The sequence below is a fragment of the Deinococcus sedimenti genome, assembly GCF_014648135.1.
Taxonomy (GTDB): domain Bacteria; phylum Deinococcota; class Deinococci; order Deinococcales; family Deinococcaceae; genus Deinococcus; species Deinococcus sedimenti.
In genome coordinates this window covers 49,647-69,486 of the sequence record NZ_BMQN01000002.1, presented here as the reverse complement: position 1 = coordinate 69,486, position 19,840 = coordinate 49,647, and the positions used below count along the sequence as shown (strand labels likewise).

Annotated in this window: 25 protein-coding genes; 16 read left to right on the top strand and 9 right to left on the bottom strand. The window is 71.3% G+C overall.

The window, feature by feature from the left end; translation table 11 throughout:
- The first annotated feature begins 182 nt into the window (after nt 1-182).
- The 5 genes from IEY69_RS07075 to IEY69_RS07055 all read left to right on the top strand — a co-directional run bounded on the left by IEY69_RS07075 (nt 183) and on the right by IEY69_RS07055 (nt 3,011).
- The gene (locus IEY69_RS07075) at nt 183-1,157 is read left to right on the top strand and encodes a putative Ig domain-containing protein (RefSeq protein WP_229783721.1); all 975 of its coding nucleotides are present in this window, start codon (nt 183-185) and stop codon (nt 1,155-1,157) included.
- Nucleotides 1,154-1,606, top strand: a complete 453-nt coding sequence (locus IEY69_RS07070) for a hypothetical protein (RefSeq protein ID WP_229783720.1) — start codon at nt 1,154-1,156, stop codon at nt 1,604-1,606. Before IEY69_RS07075 ends, IEY69_RS07070 begins: the two co-directional genes overlap by 4 nt.
- Complete coding sequence (locus tag IEY69_RS07065) at nt 1,606-2,127, top strand: hypothetical protein (protein ID WP_308425448.1); 522 nt, start codon at nt 1,606-1,608, stop codon at nt 2,125-2,127. The genes IEY69_RS07070 and IEY69_RS07065 overlap by 1 nt, the downstream gene beginning before the upstream one ends.
- Nucleotides 2,128-2,248: 121 nt before the next feature.
- Nucleotides 2,249-2,464, top strand: coding sequence for an RNA-binding S4 domain-containing protein (locus IEY69_RS07060; RefSeq protein WP_046843150.1), 216 nt, complete (start codon nt 2,249-2,251; stop codon nt 2,462-2,464).
- A gap of 1 nt (nt 2,465) precedes the next feature.
- The gene (locus tag IEY69_RS07055; protein ID WP_189072458.1) at nt 2,466-3,011 is read left to right on the top strand and encodes a DUF1684 domain-containing protein; all 546 of its coding nucleotides are present in this window, start codon (nt 2,466-2,468) and stop codon (nt 3,009-3,011) included.
- A 191-nt stretch (nt 3,012-3,202) separates the two neighbouring features.
- Here IEY69_RS07055 and IEY69_RS07050 read toward each other — a convergent pair whose 3' ends face one another.
- Both IEY69_RS07050 and IEY69_RS07045 read right to left on the bottom strand, forming a co-directional pair.
- Nucleotides 3,203-3,847: a ComF family protein gene (locus IEY69_RS07050; RefSeq protein ID WP_189072457.1), complete on the bottom strand. Its 645-nt coding sequence runs from the start codon at nt 3,845-3,847 to the stop codon at nt 3,203-3,205.
- Between the two features lie 37 nt (nt 3,848-3,884).
- A complete protein-coding gene (locus IEY69_RS07045; RefSeq protein ID WP_229783719.1) occupies nt 3,885-4,418 on the bottom strand; it encodes a hypothetical protein in 534 nt (177 codons plus the stop codon).
- Between the two features lie 188 nt (nt 4,419-4,606).
- On the opposite strand from IEY69_RS07045, the gene IEY69_RS07040 reads away from it, so the two are divergent.
- A complete protein-coding gene (locus IEY69_RS07040; RefSeq protein WP_189072456.1) occupies nt 4,607-4,885 on the top strand; it encodes a hypothetical protein in 279 nt (92 codons plus the stop codon).
- A gap of 51 nt (nt 4,886-4,936) precedes the next feature.
- Here IEY69_RS07040 and IEY69_RS07035 read toward each other — a convergent pair whose 3' ends face one another.
- Genes IEY69_RS07035 through IEY69_RS07015 form a run of 5 tightly spaced genes read right to left on the bottom strand, consistent with a single transcriptional unit; the run spans nt 4,937 to nt 8,421 of the window.
- Nucleotides 4,937-5,596, bottom strand: a complete 660-nt coding sequence (locus tag IEY69_RS07035) for a hypothetical protein (protein ID WP_229783717.1) — start codon at nt 5,594-5,596, stop codon at nt 4,937-4,939.
- Nucleotides 5,593-7,029 (bottom strand): Asp-tRNA(Asn)/Glu-tRNA(Gln) amidotransferase subunit GatB, encoded by a 1,437-nt coding sequence (gene gatB, locus IEY69_RS07030; protein ID WP_189072455.1) that lies wholly within the window; start codon nt 7,027-7,029, stop codon nt 5,593-5,595. Before gatB ends, IEY69_RS07035 begins: the two co-directional genes overlap by 4 nt.
- Before the next feature lie 46 nt (nt 7,030-7,075).
- Nucleotides 7,076-7,465 (bottom strand): hypothetical protein, encoded by a 390-nt coding sequence (locus IEY69_RS07025; RefSeq protein WP_189072454.1) that lies wholly within the window; start codon nt 7,463-7,465, stop codon nt 7,076-7,078.
- Between the two features lie 12 nt (nt 7,466-7,477).
- A complete protein-coding gene (locus tag IEY69_RS07020) occupies nt 7,478-7,921 on the bottom strand; it encodes a GNAT family N-acetyltransferase (protein ID WP_189072453.1) in 444 nt (147 codons plus the stop codon).
- The gene (locus IEY69_RS07015; protein WP_229783716.1) at nt 7,918-8,421 is read right to left on the bottom strand and encodes a MarR family winged helix-turn-helix transcriptional regulator; all 504 of its coding nucleotides are present in this window, start codon (nt 8,419-8,421) and stop codon (nt 7,918-7,920) included. The genes IEY69_RS07020 and IEY69_RS07015 overlap by 4 nt, the downstream gene beginning before the upstream one ends.
- 64 nt (nt 8,422-8,485) lie before the next feature.
- Here IEY69_RS07015 and IEY69_RS07010 point away from each other — a divergent pair, with 64 nt between their 5' ends.
- Complete coding sequence (locus IEY69_RS07010) at nt 8,486-9,349, top strand: EamA family transporter (RefSeq protein WP_189072452.1); 864 nt, start codon at nt 8,486-8,488, stop codon at nt 9,347-9,349.
- Here IEY69_RS07010 and soxR read toward each other — a convergent pair.
- Nucleotides 9,340-9,768 (bottom strand): redox-sensitive transcriptional activator SoxR, encoded by a 429-nt coding sequence (gene soxR, locus IEY69_RS07005; protein WP_189072451.1) that lies wholly within the window; start codon nt 9,766-9,768, stop codon nt 9,340-9,342. The genes IEY69_RS07010 and soxR overlap by 10 nt on opposite strands.
- Before the next feature lie 124 nt (nt 9,769-9,892).
- Here soxR and IEY69_RS07000 point away from each other — a divergent pair, with 124 nt between their 5' ends.
- The 6 genes from IEY69_RS07000 to IEY69_RS06975 all read left to right on the top strand — a co-directional run bounded on the left by IEY69_RS07000 (nt 9,893) and on the right by IEY69_RS06975 (nt 15,465).
- The gene (locus IEY69_RS07000; protein WP_189072450.1) at nt 9,893-10,570 is read left to right on the top strand and encodes a VOC family protein; all 678 of its coding nucleotides are present in this window, start codon (nt 9,893-9,895) and stop codon (nt 10,568-10,570) included.
- Complete coding sequence (locus IEY69_RS06995) at nt 10,567-10,977, top strand: VOC family protein (RefSeq protein ID WP_189072449.1); 411 nt, start codon at nt 10,567-10,569, stop codon at nt 10,975-10,977. Before IEY69_RS07000 ends, IEY69_RS06995 begins: the two co-directional genes overlap by 4 nt.
- Nucleotides 10,978-11,007: 30 nt before the next feature.
- A complete protein-coding gene (locus tag IEY69_RS06990; RefSeq protein WP_189072448.1) occupies nt 11,008-11,529 on the top strand; it encodes a DUF1697 domain-containing protein in 522 nt (173 codons plus the stop codon).
- Nucleotides 11,530-11,564: 35 nt separating this feature from the next.
- Entirely contained in the window at nt 11,565-12,473 is a 909-nt protein-coding gene (locus IEY69_RS06985; protein ID WP_189072447.1) for a DMT family transporter, read from the top strand.
- 115 nt (nt 12,474-12,588) lie between these two features.
- Complete coding sequence (locus IEY69_RS06980) at nt 12,589-14,886, top strand: putative bifunctional diguanylate cyclase/phosphodiesterase (RefSeq protein ID WP_189072446.1); 2,298 nt, start codon at nt 12,589-12,591, stop codon at nt 14,884-14,886.
- A gap of 90 nt (nt 14,887-14,976) precedes the next feature.
- A complete protein-coding gene (locus IEY69_RS06975; protein WP_189072445.1) occupies nt 14,977-15,465 on the top strand; it encodes a hypothetical protein in 489 nt (162 codons plus the stop codon).
- 185 nt (nt 15,466-15,650) lie between these two features.
- Here IEY69_RS06975 and IEY69_RS06970 read toward each other — a convergent pair whose 3' ends face one another.
- The gene (locus tag IEY69_RS06970; protein ID WP_189072444.1) at nt 15,651-15,986 is read right to left on the bottom strand and encodes a hypothetical protein; all 336 of its coding nucleotides are present in this window, start codon (nt 15,984-15,986) and stop codon (nt 15,651-15,653) included.
- Nucleotides 15,987-16,253: 267 nt separating this feature from the next.
- Here IEY69_RS06970 and IEY69_RS06965 point away from each other — a divergent pair, with 267 nt between their 5' ends.
- The 3 genes from IEY69_RS06965 (at nt 16,254) to IEY69_RS06955 (ending at nt 19,593) form a co-directional block, all read left to right on the top strand.
- Nucleotides 16,254-17,705, top strand: a complete 1,452-nt coding sequence (locus IEY69_RS06965) for a sigma 54-interacting transcriptional regulator (RefSeq protein WP_189072443.1) — start codon at nt 16,254-16,256, stop codon at nt 17,703-17,705.
- A 116-nt stretch (nt 17,706-17,821) separates the two neighbouring features.
- The gene (gltX, locus tag IEY69_RS06960) at nt 17,822-19,243 is read left to right on the top strand and encodes a glutamate--tRNA ligase (protein ID WP_189072442.1); all 1,422 of its coding nucleotides are present in this window, start codon (nt 17,822-17,824) and stop codon (nt 19,241-19,243) included.
- Nucleotides 19,240-19,593, top strand: a complete 354-nt coding sequence (locus IEY69_RS06955) for a DUF1304 domain-containing protein (RefSeq protein WP_189072441.1) — start codon at nt 19,240-19,242, stop codon at nt 19,591-19,593. Before gltX ends, IEY69_RS06955 begins: the two co-directional genes overlap by 4 nt.
- Nucleotides 19,594-19,840: the final 247 nt, after the last annotated feature.

Below are 19,840 nucleotides of genomic sequence, written 5' to 3'. Positions count from 1 at the left end.
CCGGCAGTCTAAACCCGGTCCCGGCGCGACGTGAGGGAAGTCAGGCACGATTCAGGCGGCCGCAAGGGGTGGCGGGAAGGGGTGGCCGGAACGCCGGGGGGAGCAGCGGACATCCGCGCGGAGCATCCCCGTATCACGGTTCGTTCACCGCCGCGCGGTCCGTCGCGGCTACACTGCTCGGTATGGCACATTCGCGTTTCGCTGCCCGGCGGGGGCTGGGCGTCCTGCTGGCCTGCGCGCTGCCCGCCTTCGGCCTGGTCGCCTGCGGACAGGACCTGACCAGCACGTCCAGCACCAGTGCGCGCGACGCGCTGTACTTCAACGAGCGCGCCAGCGGTCTGCCCCCGGTGTACCTGCAGGAGCCGTACTCGACGACCATCGAGGTGGCGGGCGGCGCCGGGCCGTACACCGTGCGCAGGATCGAGGGGACCTTCCCGCCCGGCCTGAACCTGACCGGCACGACCCTGAGTGGCACGCCCACGAAGGCCGGGACGTACACGTTCACGCTGGAGGTCACGGATTCCACGCTGAGCAGCAAGCAGAAGTCGTACACCGTGACGGTGCAGGACCTGCCTCCCCTGAGCCTGGCGCTCACGCTGCCCGCTGGGCAGATCCGCGGGGAGACGCGCGTTCCCGTGACGATCAACGCGCCGCGCAGCGTGCGGGCCGCGCGATTCTCGTGGACGCTGCCGGCGAACGTGACGGTCACGCGCGTGCAGCCGGAGGGGGGCGCGCTGCTCTTCTGGCGTCAGGACGGCACGCGCCTGACGCTGGACCTGGGCTTCAAGGCCGTGCCGCGCAGCGGCGCTCGCGTGGCATTGATCAGTGTCAAACCTGGCGCGCCCATCACCCTGGGCAGCCCTGACCTGGGTTACGAGGCGCGCGGCGGGGACGGCAAACTGATCGTGCAGAAACTGTCTGCCGAGGATCAGAAGAAACTCGACGCGCAGAGAGCCGCCGAGCAGAAGAAGGCAGACGAACAGAAAGCAGCGGAGCAGAAGGCCGCTGAGCAGAAACCAGCGGAGTCGAAACCGGCCGACGCGCCGAAGACCGGGACGGACACCACTCCGCCCACCGAGGCCCCGAAGACGGATCCTCCGAAGACTGACCCGGCCCCCACGCCGCCCGCAGGTGGCGGCGCGGGAGGTGGCAAGTGAACGCGCGCACGCTGCTGGCCGCCGCCCTACTCGGCCTCTCCCCTGCCCTGGCGACCACGGCGCCCACGCTGACGCTGGCGCAGCAGGCACAGCGGGCCGAGGTGATCGTCCGCGCCACTCTGGGCACCCCTGCCGAGGTGAAGGACGGCGAGGTCACGTACCTCGCGTACCCGCTGACCGTCACGGAAACCATCGCGGGGGACGCCGCGCGCCTGCCTCAGCAGGACGGCAAACCCGCCCTGTTCGTCCTGAAGGGCGTGGACGGCCTGCCCGACCTGCGCGCCGGGCTGGAGGTCGTGGCGCTGCTATACGCGTCCAGGCTGGACAGCCCGGTCGTGGGCTTCAATCAGGGGCTGTACCCCGTGACGGCTGGAAAGGTCGCGGCGGGCGACATCACGGACCCCGCCAAACTGCGTGAGGCGCTGCTGGGCGCCCGGGGAGGTAAATGATGCGCGCCCGGACCCTCCTGCTGCCTACCCTGCTGACCCTGCTGGGGTCGGCTGGTGCCGTGACGGTCAAACTCCGCCCGCAGGGTGAGGAGCTGACGAAAGCCGTGCAGGCCGCGCTGGCCGCCCTGTCCACGCCGGACTTCCCGGTCACGCTGGACACCAGCAGCGGTCCCACGCTGACGCTGGGCGGCGCCGCGCCCTTCAGTCCGGACGTCGCGGCCCGCAGCTTCGGCAGCGGAACAGACCGCCGCATCGAGTTCAACCCGCGCGGCCCGCTGAACCTGCAGGACGCCATCCGCGCGGAACTGACCCGCGAGTGGAAACTGACCGACTGGACGACCGCCAGCGCCCGCGCCCGCCTCAGCGGCGCGGACCTGAACGGCGACGGCAAGATCGACCTGACCGACCTCGCCCTGCTGATGAACAGCTACGGCAGGTCGACCAGCATCGGCGACCTGGACGGCAACGGCAAGGTGGACGACGCCGACCTGAAACTGTTCAGCGCGCAGTACAAGCTGTAGAGGGGTGTGGGGAGTGGGCTGTAGGTTGTGGGAACAGATTGCTGTCCGCCCACTTCCCACACCCCACATCGCACAATCCCATCACAGACAGGTGGGGTGGGGCGCTGCTACGCTGCGCGGCATGACTGGTGAACGAGGGTACCCCGAGCAGGACACGATCGACCTTCAGGACTTCCTGAAGATGCGCGGCATGGTGGAGACGGGCGGCGAGGCGAAGTTCCGCGTGCAGGGCGGCGAGGTCCGCCTGAACGGCGAGATCGAGACTCGGCGCCGCAAGAAGCTGCGTCGGGGGGACATCGTGGAGTACGCCGGGGAGCGCGTGCGGGTGGATTTCTAACGTGACCGCCTCGGCGTACGAGGCGGCGGTGCTGGACTTCCGCCGCCGGAAGGACGAGCACTTCGCGGCGGGGCGCGGGCCGGTGGACCCGGCGGAGTTCGCGGGCCTGTCGTACTTCCCGCCGGACGAGGCGTGGGCGTTCACGGTGCTGCTGGAGCCGCTGCCGCAGGGTGACGGGGGCGCGGAGTGGACGCTGGAGACGAACACCGGCGAGACGCGCACCATGGCCCGCGTCGGGCAGGTGCAGCTGCCCCTGCCGGACGGCGAGCGGACGCTGCTGGTGTTCGCGCCGCTGGGCGAGGATCGCCCGGAGCGGGTGTTCATTCCGTTCCGCGACGCCACCAGCGGGGAGAGCACATACGGCGCGGGCCGTTACCTGGACGCTCCCCTGGACCGGCAACTGGGTGGGGACGGCGCGCTGGTGCGGGTCGATTTCAATCTGGCGTACCACCCGTACTGCGCGTACGGGGACGGCTGGACGTGCCCGCTGCCGCCCCGTGAGAACTGGCTGCCGGGCCCGGTGACGGCGGGCGAACGCCTGAGCTGAACTCCGATTGAATGGCTTGCAAAGCCGTTCAATCCGAGCGGACGCGAGTTGGAGAAAAACGGGTTCCGGACGTGGAGCTGATAACCCGGTGACGTTCCGGGTTGTCAGCGAAACAAACGGAATCCGTATGAGCTGATGCGGCCGAGGCGGGAGGGTGGACGGGGCACACCCGCCGCCCTCCCGCTTTCCGCTCAGCGGGCGACGACGGCGACGTACACCTGCGGCGCGCCCGCCTGCAGCAGCGCGTGCTGGCAGGCCTGCGCGGTGCGTCCGCTGGTCAGGACGTCGTCGATCAGCAGGACCGGCCCGGTGGGCAGGAAGCCCTCGTGGGCGCGGAAGGCGCCGTGCAGGTCCTCTCGCTGCGCGCCGTGCTGGCGGGCCTGCTGGGCCGTGACGCGGGTGCGGGTCAGGGCCGGGACGCAGGGGACGGCCAGCGCGCCGGCCAGGGCGCGGCCGATCAGTTCGGCCTGATTGAAGCCCCGCTGGCGCTGCCGGGTGGGGTGCAGCGGCACGGGAATGACGGCCTGCACGTCCCACGCGGCGGGCACGCCGGTGGCTAGTGTCTCGCCGAGGATGCGGGCGAGGTCGCGGGCCTGCGCGAACTTCAGTTCCCGCACGGCGCGGCGGCGTACGCCGCTGTACGGGCCGAGCGTCACGAGATGCGGTTCCGGCTGGGCGCGCAGCGGGCTGTGATCCTGCACGTAGGGGCGCAGGGCGGCGCGGCAGGCCGGGCACAGTCCGGCGTGCGGGCCGAGCTGCGCGCCGCAGCCGGGGCAGGCGCGGGGCAGCAGGGCGCGCAGCGCGCCGAGCAGGGCCGTTCCGAACGCAGCGGTCATGCGCCGAGTGAATCACGCCGCGCGGCGGGCCGCTGCCTCAGGTGAGCGGGTTTTCGGGGGTGGGGGGCTGCAGTTCGTCCAGGAAGAGGGGTGGGCGGGTCGACTCGATGCGTTGCCACGCGGTGTTCAGGCCGTCCGGGTCGAGCATCGGCGCGGCCAGCGCGAAGCAGGCGATGTGGTGCGCGCAGACCTGAGCGACGCCGTCTGCCCCGAGGCGGGCCTGCTCGGCGGGTGTCAGCAGGCGCGCGAACGCGGCCGGGTCGCCCAGCGCGGGGTGGCTGCCCTCGCGGATCGCGGCGCGCAGGAACGCGGCGACCTCGGAGGGGTTCAGCCAGAAGCCGAACATCAGCTGGTCGCTCAGGGCGTCGAGGCGGCGCAGGCTGGGGCCGTCCAGGCCGCGCCGGATCAGGGAGCGGGCGAGGTCCTGGCGGTCCAGGCGCAGCGCGGCGTACTCGGGCAGGCGCAGCTGCTCGCCGGGTGGCGTGACGCGGCCGCCCACGGCGCGGCGCAGGCGGTACGCGAGGACGTACTCCTGGTATTCGCGCAGCAGGTCGCTGACGGAGGGGGTCACGCCGCCCAGTGTAGGGGCCGCCCATACTGCACACGGTTCTTTCACACCCGTTTGACATGGGCGGGGCATGCTGCGCCCGTAGGACAGTCATGCTGGACGCTCTGGGTTCACCTGTGTAGGTGGGGACAAAGGGCTGCGTGTTCATCCGCTACGCTAGTGGCATCCAAGTCAGTTTCAAGGAGAACCCCATGCACCTGCTGAGGCGCAATCATCAATTCGAATTCCGTTCCCTGTCCGGCGAGGACCTGTTCGGCGCGGCGGACCTGTACAGCGACGCGGGGGCCAGCCGCGCGGTGCTGGTGCTGCGCGGCGTCCCGGCCAGTGAAGCCTCCCGCGCCCTGGCGACCCTGAATCACTCCTGGCTGCCGTACCTGCTGCGGGCCGACACGGCGCTGCTGGTCCTGACGTTGCGCCCCTGCACGGACGGCGAGAAGGCCCGCGCGGTGGTGCTGCCGCTCAGCGCGTAACCCCCCCAGGAAGGCGCGGCCCCACCAGACGGGGGCCGCGCCTTCCTTCATTCAGGCCGGGCGGGGCTGCGGGGCGGTCTGCACGGCCTTCAGCGCCAGCAGGGTGGCGGCCACGTCCAGCAGGGCGTGCAGGCCGTACACGCTCAGGCTGACCGCGTCGGGCGCGCCGCCCAGGCCCGCGACGGGCACGACGTTCACGACGCCCAGCGCGAGGCTCAGGGGCACGGCGACGTTCAGCCACGACAGCAGCCGCGCGCGGGCCAGCGGGTCCTCCGGGTGGGGCGCGGCGCGCACGAGGCTGCCGTACACGGCGTTCTTGGCCAGGATGAACCCCAGTTCGATGCTGGCGATGGCGGTCAGCGCGACCGGGTTCGCGTTCAGGCTGCCGCTCAGGTACACCAGGGCACTGAGCGCCCACAGCGCCAGCCGCAGGGACGTCAGCCACGGGAACAGGGCGCGCAGGGAGCGCAGCACGCCGTCCCCGTCCGGGGTGGGCTGCGCCAGCGTGTAGCGCGCCAGGAGTTGCGTCCACCACACGAGGATCACGGCGGCCAGCAGGGCGCGCAGGGTCGCCAGCCACGCGAACTGGTCGTCCAGGCCCGCGCGCCACAGGCTGTACGCGCCCAGCGCGAGGGTCGCGGCGACCAGCGTCCACAGGGCCCCCAGGGCAGCGGCGCGCCAGCGCCCCGGGGTGATGGACCCGGCGGTCACGACAGGCCCAGTTTCGCGGTCAGGCGCTCGCGCACCACCTCCGGCTTGGCCTGCCCGCCCATGGCCTTCATGACCGGCCCGAACAGCGCGTTCATGGCCTTCGCGTTCCCGCCGCGCACCTTCTCGACGGTGGCGGGGTCGGCGGCCATCGCGGCGTCGATGGCGGCGTCGATGGCGGCCGCATCGGTCACGACACTCAGGCCGCGCTCCTGCACCAGCGCAGCGGGGTCGTGTCCGGCGAGCACGTCGGGCAGCAGGTCCTTGGCGATCTTGCCGCTGATGGTGCCCGCGTCGATCAGGCCCACCAGCGCGGCGAGGTGCGCGGGCCGCAGGGCGCTGCCGTCCAGGGTCTCCTCACGCGCGGCGAGCAGGCCGGACACGTCACCCAGCAGCCAGTTGGCAAGTTTTTGGGCATCCGGGCTGGGTTGCGCCGTCAGCGCCTCGTCGAAGAACCGCGACAGGGGCACGCTGAGGCTCAGGGTCTGCGCGTCCGCCGCGCGCACGCCCGCCGCGAGGTACCGCTCCAGCTTCTGCGCGGGCAGTTCGGGCATCCGCGCGCGGACGCGGGCGATCCACTCGGGCGTGATGTCCAGCGGCGGCAGGTCCGGCTCGGGGAAGTAACGGTAGTCGGCCTCGCCCTCCTTGGTGCGCATCAGGAACGTCTTCTGCCCGCCCTCGTCCCAGCCGAGGGTGTCCTGCGTGATGCGCCCCCCGGCGTCCAGGATGCGCGCCTGCCGGGTCGTCTCGAACTCGATGGCGCGCGCCACGCTGCGGAACGAGTTGAGGTTCTTCACCTCGCACTTCGTGCCCCACGGCTCGCCGGGCTTGTGCAGGCTGAGGTTCACGTCGCAGCGCATCTTGCCCTCCTCGGGCGCCGCGTCGCTGACGCCCAGCGCCTGCGCGATGGCCTGCACGCTCTCGAGGAACGCGCGGGCCTGTTCGGCGCCCGTGATGTCGGCCTCGGTGACCATCTCCAGCAGGCTGGACCCGGCGCGGTTCAGGTCCAGCATCGAGTACGGCGCGTACGTGGGGTGCGTGAGTTTCCCCGCGTCGTCCTCCAGGTGCGCCCGCTTGATGCGAATCCGGTGCGTGGTCCCGTCCTCCAGCGTCACGTCCAGGAAGCCGTCGCGGGCGATAGGCCGGTCGTACTGGGACAGCTGGAAGTTCTTCGGGGCGTCCGGGTAGAAGTAGTTCTTCCGGTGGAACTGCGTGAAGCCCGACACGTCGCAGTTCAGGCCCAGCCCGAACATCATGGCGAGTTCCACCGCCTCGCGGTTCAGGGTCGGCAGGGTGCCGGGCAGGCCCAGCGTGAACGGATCCGTGAACGAATTCGGGTCCGCGCCGTGATACTCCTGCGGGCACGCGCTGAAGATCTTCGATTTCGTCTTCAGCTGCAGGTGAACTTCCAGACCAATGACCGCCTGATACGCCATGACGCGCAGGATACCGCCGGGAAGGGGAAGGCCGCGCCCCAGCGGGCTAGGGCGTGTCCACCCGGTCCGGCGGCAGGAAGTGCGCCCGCGCCGCCGGGTCACGCAGCGCCTCGGGCGGGTAGAAGGCGTGCAGGTATGCCGGGTCGAACAGGTCCGGCGTGCGGGCCTCGAACGCATCCCAGTCCTCGGCGCTGTGTCCGGTGCGGTCCAGGTGGTCGAGCACCGCGAAGAACCACGCGACGGTCTGCGTCTCGCTGTACTTGTCCTGCAGGCCCATGCTGGCGGCCAGGTCGCGCAGTCCGGCGCGGAATTCCGCCAGGGCGGCCAGCGCGGGCCGGTCCCGCAGGAGGTGCCACGCGACGAACAGGTGCGCGGCGTGGTTGAAGCGCCCATAGCGGGCGGTGGCCTGCGTGAAGGCGCGTTTGAAGGCGGTCATGGGGGCATTCTCTCAGTCGAGCACGCGGGTCATCTCGTGCGTGCTGGCCGTGAAGCCCAGCCCGGCGTACAGGGACCGGGCCATGTCGCTGCTGCCCAGGCCGACGCGCGTGACGCCCCGCGCGCGCAGCGCGTCCAGGCACGCGGTGACCAGGGTGCGGGCGTGCCCGGCGCGGCGGCAGTCGGGGTGAGTCCAGACGTTCACGATGCGCGCCCGCCACGGCTGCGGGTCGCCGCGCGTGGGGCCCCAGTGCAGCAGGGTCACGCCCGCCCCGGCGATCACCTCATCCCCCTCCTCCAGCAGGAAGCCCAGGTACCCCCCGTCCCGGATGGCCTCCGCGACCCACGCGGCGTACGCGGGCCGCTCGGGGAGGTCGCGGGCGTCCGGGTAGCGGTGCGCGGCGATGGTATGGCCGTCATCTGGCGTGACCCGGCGCGGGTGAGGGGGTGGGGTCATGGCTGGCGGGTCTCGGCGTGGGCGATGAGGCGGCGCAGCAGGTGTTCGAGTTGCTGGCGTTCGGCGGTATTCAGGGGGCTGAGCAGGTCCTCCTCGCGCCGCAGGTGGACGGGCAGGTGCGTGCGGACGAGGTCGCGGCCCGGGTCGGTGAGGTGGATGCGCTGGGCGCGGCGGTCCTGCGGGTCGGGGGCGCGGCGCAGCAGGCCGCGCGTCTCCAGGCGGTCGAGGCTGCCGGTGACGCTGGCGGGGGACACGGCCAGCAGCGCGGCGAGTTCGCCGGGGGTCAGGCCCTCGGGTGGGCCAGAGCGGTGGAGGGTGAACAGCAGGTCGCGGGTGGCGGGGGTCAGGTCGGCGTCTGGTGCGGTGGCGCGGACGTGCTCGTCGAGCAGGGCCTGGGCGCGGGTGAGGGTGATGAACGTGAGCATGGGGGCGGTGTCCAGGGTGGGTTCGCGGGTCTGCCAGTCGTGCCGGATGCGGTCCAGCAGGTCGAGGAGGGTCACGGGAGGAGTATAGGAAATGGCCTATCTGTTTTATAGGTAAAATATTTATGCATAAAATAAATCCATGAAGCCTTCACCGCTGCTCCTGGCCGCCCTCGCCCCGATCAGCTGGGGCACCAGCTACGTCGTGCTGGAGCACCTCCAGCCGGTCGGTCCCACCAGCGCCGCCGCCCTGCGGGCCCTCGGGGCGGGACTGCTGCTGCTGGCCCTCGTGCGGCAGTGGCCGCGCGGCGAGTGGTGGTGGAAGAGCGCGCTGCTGGGCACCCTGAACTTCGGGCTGTTCTTCAGCACCCTGTTCATCAGCGCCGCGCACCTGGGCGGCGGTCTGGCCGCCACCCTCGGCGCGCTGGGCCCGCTGCTGATCCTGGCCTTCAACCTCGCGGCGCGGCGGCAGCCCCCGGCACCGGCTGCACTGAACGCCGGACTGCTGGGCCTGCTGGGCGTGGCACTGCTGGTCCTGGGACCCGGCGCGCACGCCGACACCGTGGGGCTGATCACCGGCGTGTTCAGCGTCGTGGCGGCGTCCGGCGGGTACCTGCTGGCGGGCGCGTGGGGTACTCCACCCGGCGCGTCACTGCTGGCCCTGACCGCGTGGCAGCTGTGCTGGGGCGGCGCGCTGCTCGTGCCGGTCGCGTGGTGGCTCGACGGGCCCCTGCCTGCCCTGAGACCCGATCAGCTGCCGTGGCTGGCGTACCTGATCGTCATCGGCACGGCGCTCGCGTACGCGCTGTGGTTCCAGGGGATCCGCGACACGTCGCCCGTGCAGGTGTCCCTGCTGACCCGCCTGAGCCCCGCGACCGCCCTGGCGCTGGACCTGCTGAGCGGGCGGCCCCTGGGCGCAGCTCAGTGGGCCGGGCTGGGCCTGATCACCGTCAGCGTCGTCATCGGGGCCCGGCCCCCGCGAACGGCCCGCGCGGCCTACAGCTGACTGCCGCCGGGCAGGGTGCGGCCCAGCGCGTCGCCGGGGTTGTGCAGCGCGCAGCGGTCCAGGCTGAGGCACCCGCAGGCGACGCAACTGTCGAGGTCGTCGCGCAGGCGGGTCAGGGTGGCGATGCGGGCGTTCAGGGCCTCGCGCCACGCGCCGGACAGGGCCGCCCAGTCCTGCGCGCTGGGGGGTCGTGCGCCGGGCAGGGTGCTCAGCGCCTCGCGGATCTCGGCGAGGGGCACGCCGACGCGGGCGGCGGCGCGGATGAACGCGAGGCGGCGCAGCGTGTCGGGCGGGTAGCGGCGCTGGTTACCGCCGGTGCGCGCGGCGGTGATCAGGCCCTCGCGTTCGTAGTGGTGGAGGGTGGGGACGCTCAGGCCGCTGCGCGCGGCGAGCTGAGCGGGCGTGAGAGGCGTGGGCATGCGGGAACCTCCGGGACTTGACCTCAAGTCGACTTGAGGTTCTAGGCTTCCAGTATGCGACGCCCACCCTCCCCCTGCGTCCACAGCCGCCCGTGACCCCGACCCGCTCACCTCCGGAGACCCCATGCAGCTGACCCACCTGACCCTCAACGCGCCCGACCTGACCGCCCAGCGGGACTTCTACGCCCTGACCCTCGGCCTGCCCACCCGGCAGGAGCACCCGGACGAATTCACAGTAGAGGTGGGCCGCTCACGCCTGACCTTCCGCCAGGGCGACACGCCCGCCGCGCACTTCGCGCTGGACATTCCCCGCACGCAGGTCGACGGCGCGCAGGCGTGGCTGTCGGCCCGCCTGTCGCTGCTGCCCGACCCGTCGGGTCAGGTGCGCTTCGGGCCGGACGGGGCCTTTCACAGCTCGAACCTGTACTTCCGCGATCCGGCGGGCCACATCGTGGAATTCATCGCCCGGCACGACCTGCCCTTCGATCACGCCGGACCGTTCGGGCCCGCGCAGGTGCTGCACGTCAGCGAGTTCGGGCTGGTCGTCCCGGACGTCCGGAATGCCACGCAGTGGCTGACGGATCATCTGGACCTGCGCCCCTGGGGGGACGCCAGTCCCACCTTCACCCCGGTCGGCACCCCAGACGGCACCCTGATCGTCGTGCCGCGCGGACGCGGCTGGTTCCCGATCGGCCAGCCCGCCGAACCCGTGCCCTTCACGCTGACGATCCGGCAGGGCGGGGCGCGGCGCACCCTCACCCCGGCCACCCTGCCGTTCCTGCATGCGGCGGTCCCGGCATGACTCCCGGCCTCTCCCCCACCCACCAAGTGCGGTTGGCGCGGCCCAGCCTGGACCTGGACGCCGCGCAGCGCTTCTATGCGGATGGCCTGGGCCTGCGCGTGCTGCACCGCAGTTCGCACGACGAGTTCGCCCCGCTGCTCATGCTGGGCCTGCCCGGCGCGGCGTGGCACCTGGAACTCACCCACGCGCATCACGTGCACGTGCCGCCCACGCCGACCGGGGAGGACCTGCTCGTGATCTATCTGGACGACCCGGTCCCGCCGGAGCTGATCGCGCGGCTGGAGGCCCACGGAGGCACGCGCGTCCCAGCGCTGAACCTGTACTGGGACCGCTGGGGCGTGACCATCCGCGATCCGGACGGCTACCGGCTGGTGCTGTGTCAGCGAGGCTGGAGCAACGACCCGTGACAGACTCCGGCCCATGATCCCGGGAGTCGAATGATCTTCGTGGCGCTGCTGCACGCCGTGAACCTGGGCGCGACACGCAAGGTGCCCATGGCGGACCTGCGCGCCCTGCTGACCGGGCTGGGGCTGGAGGGGGTCCGGACGTACATCCAGAGCGGGAACGCCGTGTTCGAGGCGGAACCCGGCCCGGCGCTGCGAGGGCGGCTGGAGGACGCGCTGGAGGCCCGCTTCGGGTTTCCGGTGCCGGTGACGCTGCGCACGGCAACCGAGTGGCACGCGGCAGCCCAGGGCTGCCCGGCCCACCTGCGGGATGAACCGGTGGTCCTGGCGTTCCTGCGCGATCCGCCCGACCCGGCGCGGGTGGAGGCCCTGCGCGGGCGGGACGTGACCCCGGAACGCTGGGAGGTCGCGGGGGGAACGCTGTACCAGACGGTCCCGGACGGCGTGCGGAATCTGCGGCTGTCCGCCGCCGTGATCGAACGCCACCTGGGGGTGAAGGTCACGGTCCGGAACGCGCGGACCGTGCAGGCCATCGCGGCGATGCTGGACACCTGAACCGCGCCGGACGCGTGGGTGCTCTAGCCTGCCGCATGGCCCGCCTGCGATTCGCGCCCGCCGCCTTCCTGTCGGCGGCGCCGCTGCTGTTCGTGCTGCTCTGGAGCACCGGATTCCTGGGCACCAAGGGCGCGGCGCGCAACGCGGACCCCTTCGCGTACCTGACGGTGCGTTTCGTGCTGGCCGCCGTGCTGATGGCACTGCTGACAGCCGCGCTGCGCGCCCCGTGGCCCACGAGGGCGCAGGCGGGCCGCGCGGCTGTGACGGGCCTGCTGCTGCACGCTGGCTACCTGGGTGGCGTGACGACCGCCATCTGGCTGGGCCTCCCGGCGGGCGTGACGAGCGTGCTGGTGGGTGTGCAGCCCCTCCTGACGGGATTGCTGTCGTGGCCGGTCCTGGGCGAGCGGGTCACGGCGCGGCAGTGGGCGGGCCTCGCGCTGGGGTTCGCGGGCGTGCTGCTGGTCATGGAAGGCCGACTCGGCGGGAACCTGCACGGGTCGGCAGGCAGTCCCGCCGCGCTGGGCGCCGCCGCGTTCGCGCTGCTGTGCACCACGGCGGGCACCCTCTACCAGCGGCGCGCCGGGGCGGACATGCCGCTGCTGGGCGGCACGACCGCGCAGTACGTGGCGAGCGCCGCCGCGCTGGGCCTGATCACCCTGGCGCGTGGGGGCGGGGAGATCCACTGGAACGCGGAATTCATGCTGTCCCTGACGTGGCTGGTGCTGGTCCTGTCGGTCGGCGCGATCCTGCTGCTCATGCGGCTGCTGCGCGACCTCCCGGCGGCGCGCGTGAACAGCCTGTTCTACCTGGTGCCGCCCCTGACCGTGCTGGAAAGCTGGCTGCTGTACGGCGAACGCCTCAGCCCCGTGTCGCTGGTGGGGCTGGCGCTGTGCGTCTCGGGCGTCGCACTGGCCGCCGCGCCCCCCCGACGGGGCGCCACCTGACGGTCAGGCGTGAGAGCCGCGCAGCTGACCGGCGGGCGTCTGGTACGCGTCAGGTTTCTGTGGGGACCGTGCGCTAGCCTGCACCGAGATCCAACAGGAAGGTTGACGTGACGGAATGACGATCCAGGCCGTAACCGTGCGCATATTTGAACGCCGCGCCGAACCCGCGCTGCTGCTGGCCGTGGCGCTACACGCCCTGCTGGTCAGCGTGGCCCAGCCGCTGCCCGGGCACGCCTGGCTGACCGGCGGGGCGTACCTGACGGGGCAGCTGGTGTGCCTGATCGTCGCGGCCGCCGCGTGGCGCGGCGCGCACCCCGCTCAGCGCCGCCTGCTGAGCCGGTTCACACTGGCGCTGGGGGCGCTGTGGCTGGGCGACCTGATCACCCTGAGTTTCGAACTGCGCGGTCAGGCCATCCCGGCCCTCTCGGTCGCGGACGCCCTGTACGCCGGGTACTACCTCCTGCTGTTCGGCGCGCTGCTGCGCCTGACCCGCCTGCGCCTGCGGTCCCTGCGGACGCTGGCCATGACGCTCGACAGTCTGATCGTCATGACCATCCTGGGCACCGTCGCGTGGACGTTCCTGCTGTCACGGCCCGTGCCGCTGCACCCGGCCGGCGCGGCGTACGTGACCCTGGATCTCGCGCTGATCGCCGTGGGCCTGCTCGCCCTGCGCCAGCAGCGTCTGAGCGTGCCGGTCGCCCTGATCTGCGCGGGCCTGGCGCTGATCGTGGGCGGTGACCTGCACTACGCCCTGGTCGGCGGGTACGCGTCCGGGAACCGCGCGGACTTCCTGTACCTGTGGGGCACCGCCCTGCAGGCCCTGGGCCTGTGGCAGCGGCGCGAGCAGTCCGTGCGGGGCGTGCAGTGGCGCCCGCCGCGGCCCGTGCGGGTGTGGCTGGCGGCCTTCCCGTACTTGGCGGGCGCGCTGACGTGCGCGGCGCTGCTGGTGTCGAGCCCCACCCCGGTCACGCTGTGGGGCGCGGCCCTGACGTTCCTGCTGGTGCTGCTGCGTCAGGGCACGGTGCTGCAGGAAAATCACCTGCTGGCCCGTAAGTTGCGGCACTCGGCCGCCGAACTGGAGCGGCGCGGTTCGCAGTTGCGCTTCCAGACGCGGCATGACGCCCTGACCGGCCTGCCCAACCGCGCCGAGTTCGAGGAACAGCTGCGCCGCGCCCTGACCGGCCCGGTCGCGGTGATGTTCATTGACCTGGACGGCTTCAAGGACGTGAACGACACGTTCGGGCATCCGGTGGGTGACGAGCTGCTGCGGCTCGTGACGGCGCGCCTGCAGACGCACCTGCCGGCCCGCGCCACCCTGGCCCGCGTGGGCGGGGATGAGTTCACGCTGGTCCTGCCTGGCGCAGACGAGGCGCAGGCGGTACACGCCGCGCGGCGGCTGCTGGGTAGCCTGTCCGACCCGCTGGACGTGGCGGGCCTGACCCTGCCGGTGTCGGCGTCCATCGGCGTGAGTCTCGCGCCGCGGGACGGGGCGGACATCACGACCCTGCAGCGCCGCGCCGACACGGCCATGTACCACGCCAAACGCAGCGGGCGGCGTCAGGTGCAGGTGTTCACGCCGGCCCTGGACGACCAGCGGCGGGACCGCTTCGCAGTGGAGGCGGCGCTGCGCCGCGCCCTGACCGGACACGAGTTCACGCTGCACTACCAGCCGCAGCTGCGCGGCGCGCGCCTGGAAAGCGTGGAGGCCCTGCTGCGCTGGACTTCGCCGACGCTGGGACCGGTGACGCCCGGCCGGTTCATTCCGGTGGCGGAACAGTGCGGCCTGATCCTCCCGCTGGGCCGCTGGGTGCGCGAACGCGCCTGCGAGCAGGCCGCCGCGTGGCACCACCAGGGCCGACCCCTGCGCGTCGCGGTGAACGTCTCCCCGCTGGAATTCGCGCAGCCGGACTTCGTGCCGCACGTGCATCACCTGCTTGAGCGGCTGGACCTGCCCGCGCACCTTCTAGAACTGGAGGTCACCGAAGGCGTGCTGGTGCAGGACCTGACCGGAACCGCCACGAAACTCCGCGCGCTGCGGGCGCTGGGCGTGCGGATCAGCGTGGATGACTTCGGTGTGCAGCACGCGTCCCTGAGCGCCCTGATGGCCCTGCCGGCCGACGTGCTGAAACTGGACCGCAGTTTCCTCAGCGGGCACGACGGGCTGGGCGGGGTACATGCCGCCGGACCTCAGGTGCTGCGGGCCGTGCACACGCTGGGCCGCGAACTGAATCTGGACGTGCTGGCCGAAGGCGTCGAGACGCCCGAGCAGCACGCGCTGCTGCGTGACCTGGGCTTCGAGTACATGCAGGGGTTCCTGTTTGCGCCGGCCATGCCGGCCGACGAACTGGACGCCTGGCGGGCCGTGCGCGGCAGCGTCTCCGAGCCGGCGCAGCCCACCCTGCTTCTGGAGTGACGCCGGAGACCCGGGGGAGGTCGTGCACCGGACCGCTACCCGGGCCGCGGTCCGGCAACCCGGGCGACCCTGGCCCCGTACCGGGTGGGTATGGAACTGAATGGACGGATCGGCGGGATCTCGGTGGTCTACGACGTGAGGGCTGCGTGGAACGGCACGCACCTGGACGGCCGGATCGGTGGCCGCTTCGAGGGCAAGGACATCCGCCTGACCGTGCAGGAGGGACAGGTCGCCGGGCGGATCGGCGGGACGTTCGACGGATTCGACGCGGCCGGGCACCTCAGTGAGGATCACGTGGACGTGCGACTCGGGGGCCGGATCGAAGGGGACGACCTTCACCTGACGCGCAGTGGCCCGCGGATCGAGGGTCGCTTCTCGGGCCGCATCAACGGGAAGGACGTGAACCTGACCGCAGAGGACGGGCGCCTGCACGGCCGGATCGGCGGGGTCGTGGAGGGCAAGGACGTCACCCTCAGCCTGCATGGGGTGCCGCCCCTCGTGGCGGCGCTGGCAGCCACCTGCGCTTTCAAGGTGCTGGAGGACCAGCAGGACGCCGCGAGCGCCGGCAGCAGCGACTGACAGAGCGTGTCGTCGTGGGGTCACCAGCACGCTCCTCCCACCCACGTCCCTCACCTCCACGTTCAACCGCCGCCCTTCTCAGGTGCTCGCTCCGCTCGATTCAGAGGTATTGAAGAAGCCCTTCAATACCTCTGAATTCTGCTGTCAGAACGCCGGGGCCGAGAGGGCCCGTGGCCTCGTCCGGATCAGCGGCGCAGCAGGGCAAATCCGGCGGCGCAGGCCAGCGCCAGCAGCAGCGCGGGCGCGCCGAACAGCCAGTTCACGGTGCCCGCCAGCGCGGCGGTGACGGTCAGGACGCCACTGATCCACCCGCAGGACAGCAGCGCGAACGTCGTCCAGGGCAGGCGGTTGACCGTGATCAGCAACAGGGGCGTCAGGGCCACGTAACGGAGCGTGCGGCCCAGGGCGCTCGTGGTCCCCGCGTCGAAGGTGGCTCCGGCGATCCACAGGGTCAGGGCAGCGGCTGGGATCAGCAGCAGGATGGGCAGCAGGGCGGGGCGGGCGGCGGCCGTGGGTTGCATCTGACCCACAGTACGGTCGGGAGAGCCGCCGGGTTGCCTCATACGGGTTCCGTCTGTTTCGTTCACAACCCGGAAGGACACCGGGTTGCCAACTCCACTTCCGGAACCCGTTTCTCTCCTGCTCGCTCTGCTCGGGTTGAAAGGCGTTGCAAACCTTTCAACCGGAGTGCATATCAGGTGCCCAGCCCTTACCACAGCCCACTTCCCCCTTCATTCCCAGCAGGTCGCACATTCCCGCATCTGGGTGCGTGGTACGTTCCGCGCATCATGACCGTGACTGCGAAGGCGAGGACGTTGGGAGAACTGCTTCAGACCGAAGGGTACGCCGGGCGCGCGCCGTTCGACGGGAAGATCCGGCTGGTGCAGGACGAGGTGCGGGACAACCTGACCCGCAAGCTGCGCAGCGGCGAGGAGCTGTTCCCCGGTGTGGTGGGGTACGACGACACGGTGATTCCGCAGCTGGTGAACGCGCTGCTGGCGCGGCAGAACTTCATCCTGCTGGGCCTGCGCGGACAGGCGAAGAGCCGCATCCTGCGCGCCATCACGGAACTGCTGGACCCGGAGGTGCCGGTCATCGCGGGCGTGGACATGCCGGACGACGTGCTGAACCCGGTGGGTGCCGAGGGCCGCGCGCTGCTGGAGGCGCACGGGCTGGACCTGCCGGTCCGCTGGCTGCCGCGCGCGGAGCGGTACGTGGAGAAACTGGCGACGCCGGACGTGACGGTCGCGGACCTGATCGGGGACGTGGACCCGATCAAGGCGGCGCGCCTGGGTACCAGCCTGGGTGACGTGCGCAGCATGCACTTCGGGCTGCTGCCCCGTGCGAACCGTGGGATCTTCGCCGTGAACGAACTGGCGGACCTCGCGCCGAAGGTGCAGGTGGCGCTGTTCAACATCCTTCAGGAGGGGGACGTGCAGATCAAGGGCTACCCCATCCGCCTGGAACTGGACGTCATGCTGGTCTTCAGCGCGAACCCCGAGGATTACACGGCGCGCGGGAAGATCGTCACGCCGCTCAAGGACCGCATCGGCAGCGAGATCCGCACGCACTACCCGACCGACGTGCGCCTGGGCATGGACATCACCGCGCAGGAGGCCGTGCGCAGCGGCGACGTGACGGTGCCGGAGTTCATCGCGGAACTCGTCGAAGAAATTGCCTTCCAGGCGCGCGAGGACGGCCGGGTGGACAAGCTGAGCGGCGTGTCGCAGCGCCTGCCGATCTCGCTGATGGAGGTCGCCGCCGCGAACGCCGAACGCCGCAGCCTCGTGCAGGGCGACGACGCGGTCGTGCGGGTCAGTGACGTGTACGCGGGCCTCCCGGCGATCACCGGGAAGATGGAACTGGAGTACGAGGGTGAACTCAAGGGCGCGGACAACGTCGCCCGGGACGTGATCCGCAAGGCCGCCGGGGCCGTATACGCCCGCCGCTACGGCAGCGCGAACACCCGCGAACTGGAAAAATGGTTCGAGGCCGGGAACGTCTTCCGCTTCCCGCAGGGGGGGGACAGCGCCGCCTCCCTGAAAGCCGCGGCGGAGGTGCCGGGCCTGAGCGACCTGGCCGCCGAGGTCGCCGCGAGCAGCGTGGACGCCGTGCGCGTCTCCGCCGCCGAGTTCATCCTGGAGGGCCTGTACGGCCGCAAGAAGCTGTCCCGCGCGGAGGAACTGTACGCCGCGCCGGAACCCGAAACGCGCCAGCAGCGCGGCGGCCGCTGGAACTGAACAGGGCCGTGAGCTCTGAGCTCTGAGGGACCCCCTCCCCCACCCCGCGTGGGCCGGAGGGGGTTCGCTTTTCCCACAACCCACTTCCCACTCCCCCCTTTCGTATGCTGTGCGTTATGTCTGTTGTGACCCGTATTGCTCCGAGCCCGACCGGTGATCCTCATGTGGGGACCGCGTACATCGGGCTGTTCAATTTCACGCTGGCCCGTCAGGGTGGGGGGAAGTTCATCCTGCGCATCGAGGACACCGACCGGAACCGCTACGTGCCGGACAGTGAGAAGCGCATCTTCCAGATGATGCAGTGGCTGGGCCTGACGCCGGACGAGTCGCCGCTGCAGGGCGGTCCGAACGGTCCGTACCGTCAGTCCGAGAGGTTTGATCTGTACGGTGAGTACGCGCGGCAGCTGGTGGCGAGCGGGCACGCGTACTACGCGTTCGAGACGGCGGAGGAGCTGTCGGCGCTGCGGGAGGCGGCGCAGGCGGAGGGCCGCGTGATCGCGGTGCCCAGCCGTGAGCTGGACCCGGCGGCGGCGCAGGCGCGGGTGGAGGCGGGCGAGGCGGCCGTGATCCGCCTGAAGGTCCCGCGTGAGGGCGAGACGGTCGTGAATGACCGCCTGCGTGACCCGATTCACTTCCAGAACCGCGAGATCGACGACAAGGTGCTGCTGAAGGCGGACGGGTTCCCCACGTACCACCTGGCGAACGTGGTGGATGACCGCCTGATGGGCGTGACGCACGTGGTCCGCGCCGAGGAGTGGATCACGAGCACGCCGATTCACGTGCTGCTGTACCGCGCGTTCGGGTGGCCTGAGCCGGTGTTCGCGCACATGCCGCTGCTGCGCAACTCGGACAAATCCAAGATCAGCAAGCGCAAGAACCCCACGAGCGTCGAGTGGTACCAGCAGCAGGGGTTCCTGCCGGAGGCGATGCTGAACTTCCTGGCGACGATGGGCTGGACGCACCCGGACGGCCTGGAGGTGTTCGACCTGGAGGAATTCGCGCGGGTGTTCCGGCTGGAGGACGTGACGCTGGGCGGCCCGGTGTTCAGTCAGGAGAAGCTGCGCTGGTACAACGGCAAGTACCTGCGCGAGGTGCTGCCAGGGGACGAGGTCGCCCGGAGGCTGCACGCGTTCCTGGCTGGCCAGAAGGTGGACCTCCCCATGGACGACTACTTCCGGTCGGTGGTGCGCCTGATGACGCCCCGTATCGAGGTCTTCAGCGAGTTCATGGACAAGACCCCTTACTTCTGGTCGGAGGAGTACCCGGTGACCGAGAAGGCGCAGGCGGCGATCGACGGCGCGCGGGAGCTGCTGCCCGAGCTGGCCGCCACGCTGAAGAACCTGCCGACCTTCGACGCGGCGTCCATCAAGGCGGCCTTCGCGGCGTTCGCCGAGGAGCGGGGCCTGAAGCTCGGGAAGGTCATGCCCCCCGTGCGCGCGGCGGTCGCCGGGACGATGGAGAGCCCGGACCTGCCGGACCTGCTCGCCACGCTGGGCCGTGACCGGGTGGTCGCCCGGATCGGGAAGCTGGGCGCATGACCCTGATCGCCGCGGTCCTGGTGGGCCTGATCGCCCTGCTGCACGTGTACATCATGGTGCTGGAAATGTTCCTGTGGACCACCCCGCGCGCCATGAAGGCCTTCGGGACCACGCCGGAACTCGCGGCGCAGACCCGCGTCATGGCGGGCAACCAGGGCCTGTACAACGGTTTCCTGGCGGCGGGCCTGATCTGGGGCCTGATCACGGGCTCGGCGGCGATTCAGCTGTTCTTCCTGGCGTGCGTGGCGGTCGCGGGCCTGTACGGCGCGGCCACCGCGAACCGCCGCATCCTGTTCATCCAGACGGTACCCGCCACGCTGGCGATCCTGGCGGTGCTGCTGGCCCGCTGACAAACGAGCAGGGCGAGAAGTCGTCAACGAAGCGGTTGGAGGTGGAGTTGAAGGGCATGCCGTTCGCCCCAGGGCGGAACTGGAAACCGCTGTGAGCGCCCGTCCCCGCCTTCCAAACGCTCGTTTGGTTCCTGTGCCTCCCGGCTGCTACGCTGGGAGGCACTTCTCATCCCGACGGGGCCGCGCGGCCCCCACCTGCCCTGCCATGCCTGACGTTCTGCCCTGTCCCTCCTCCGGCCTGCCCCGT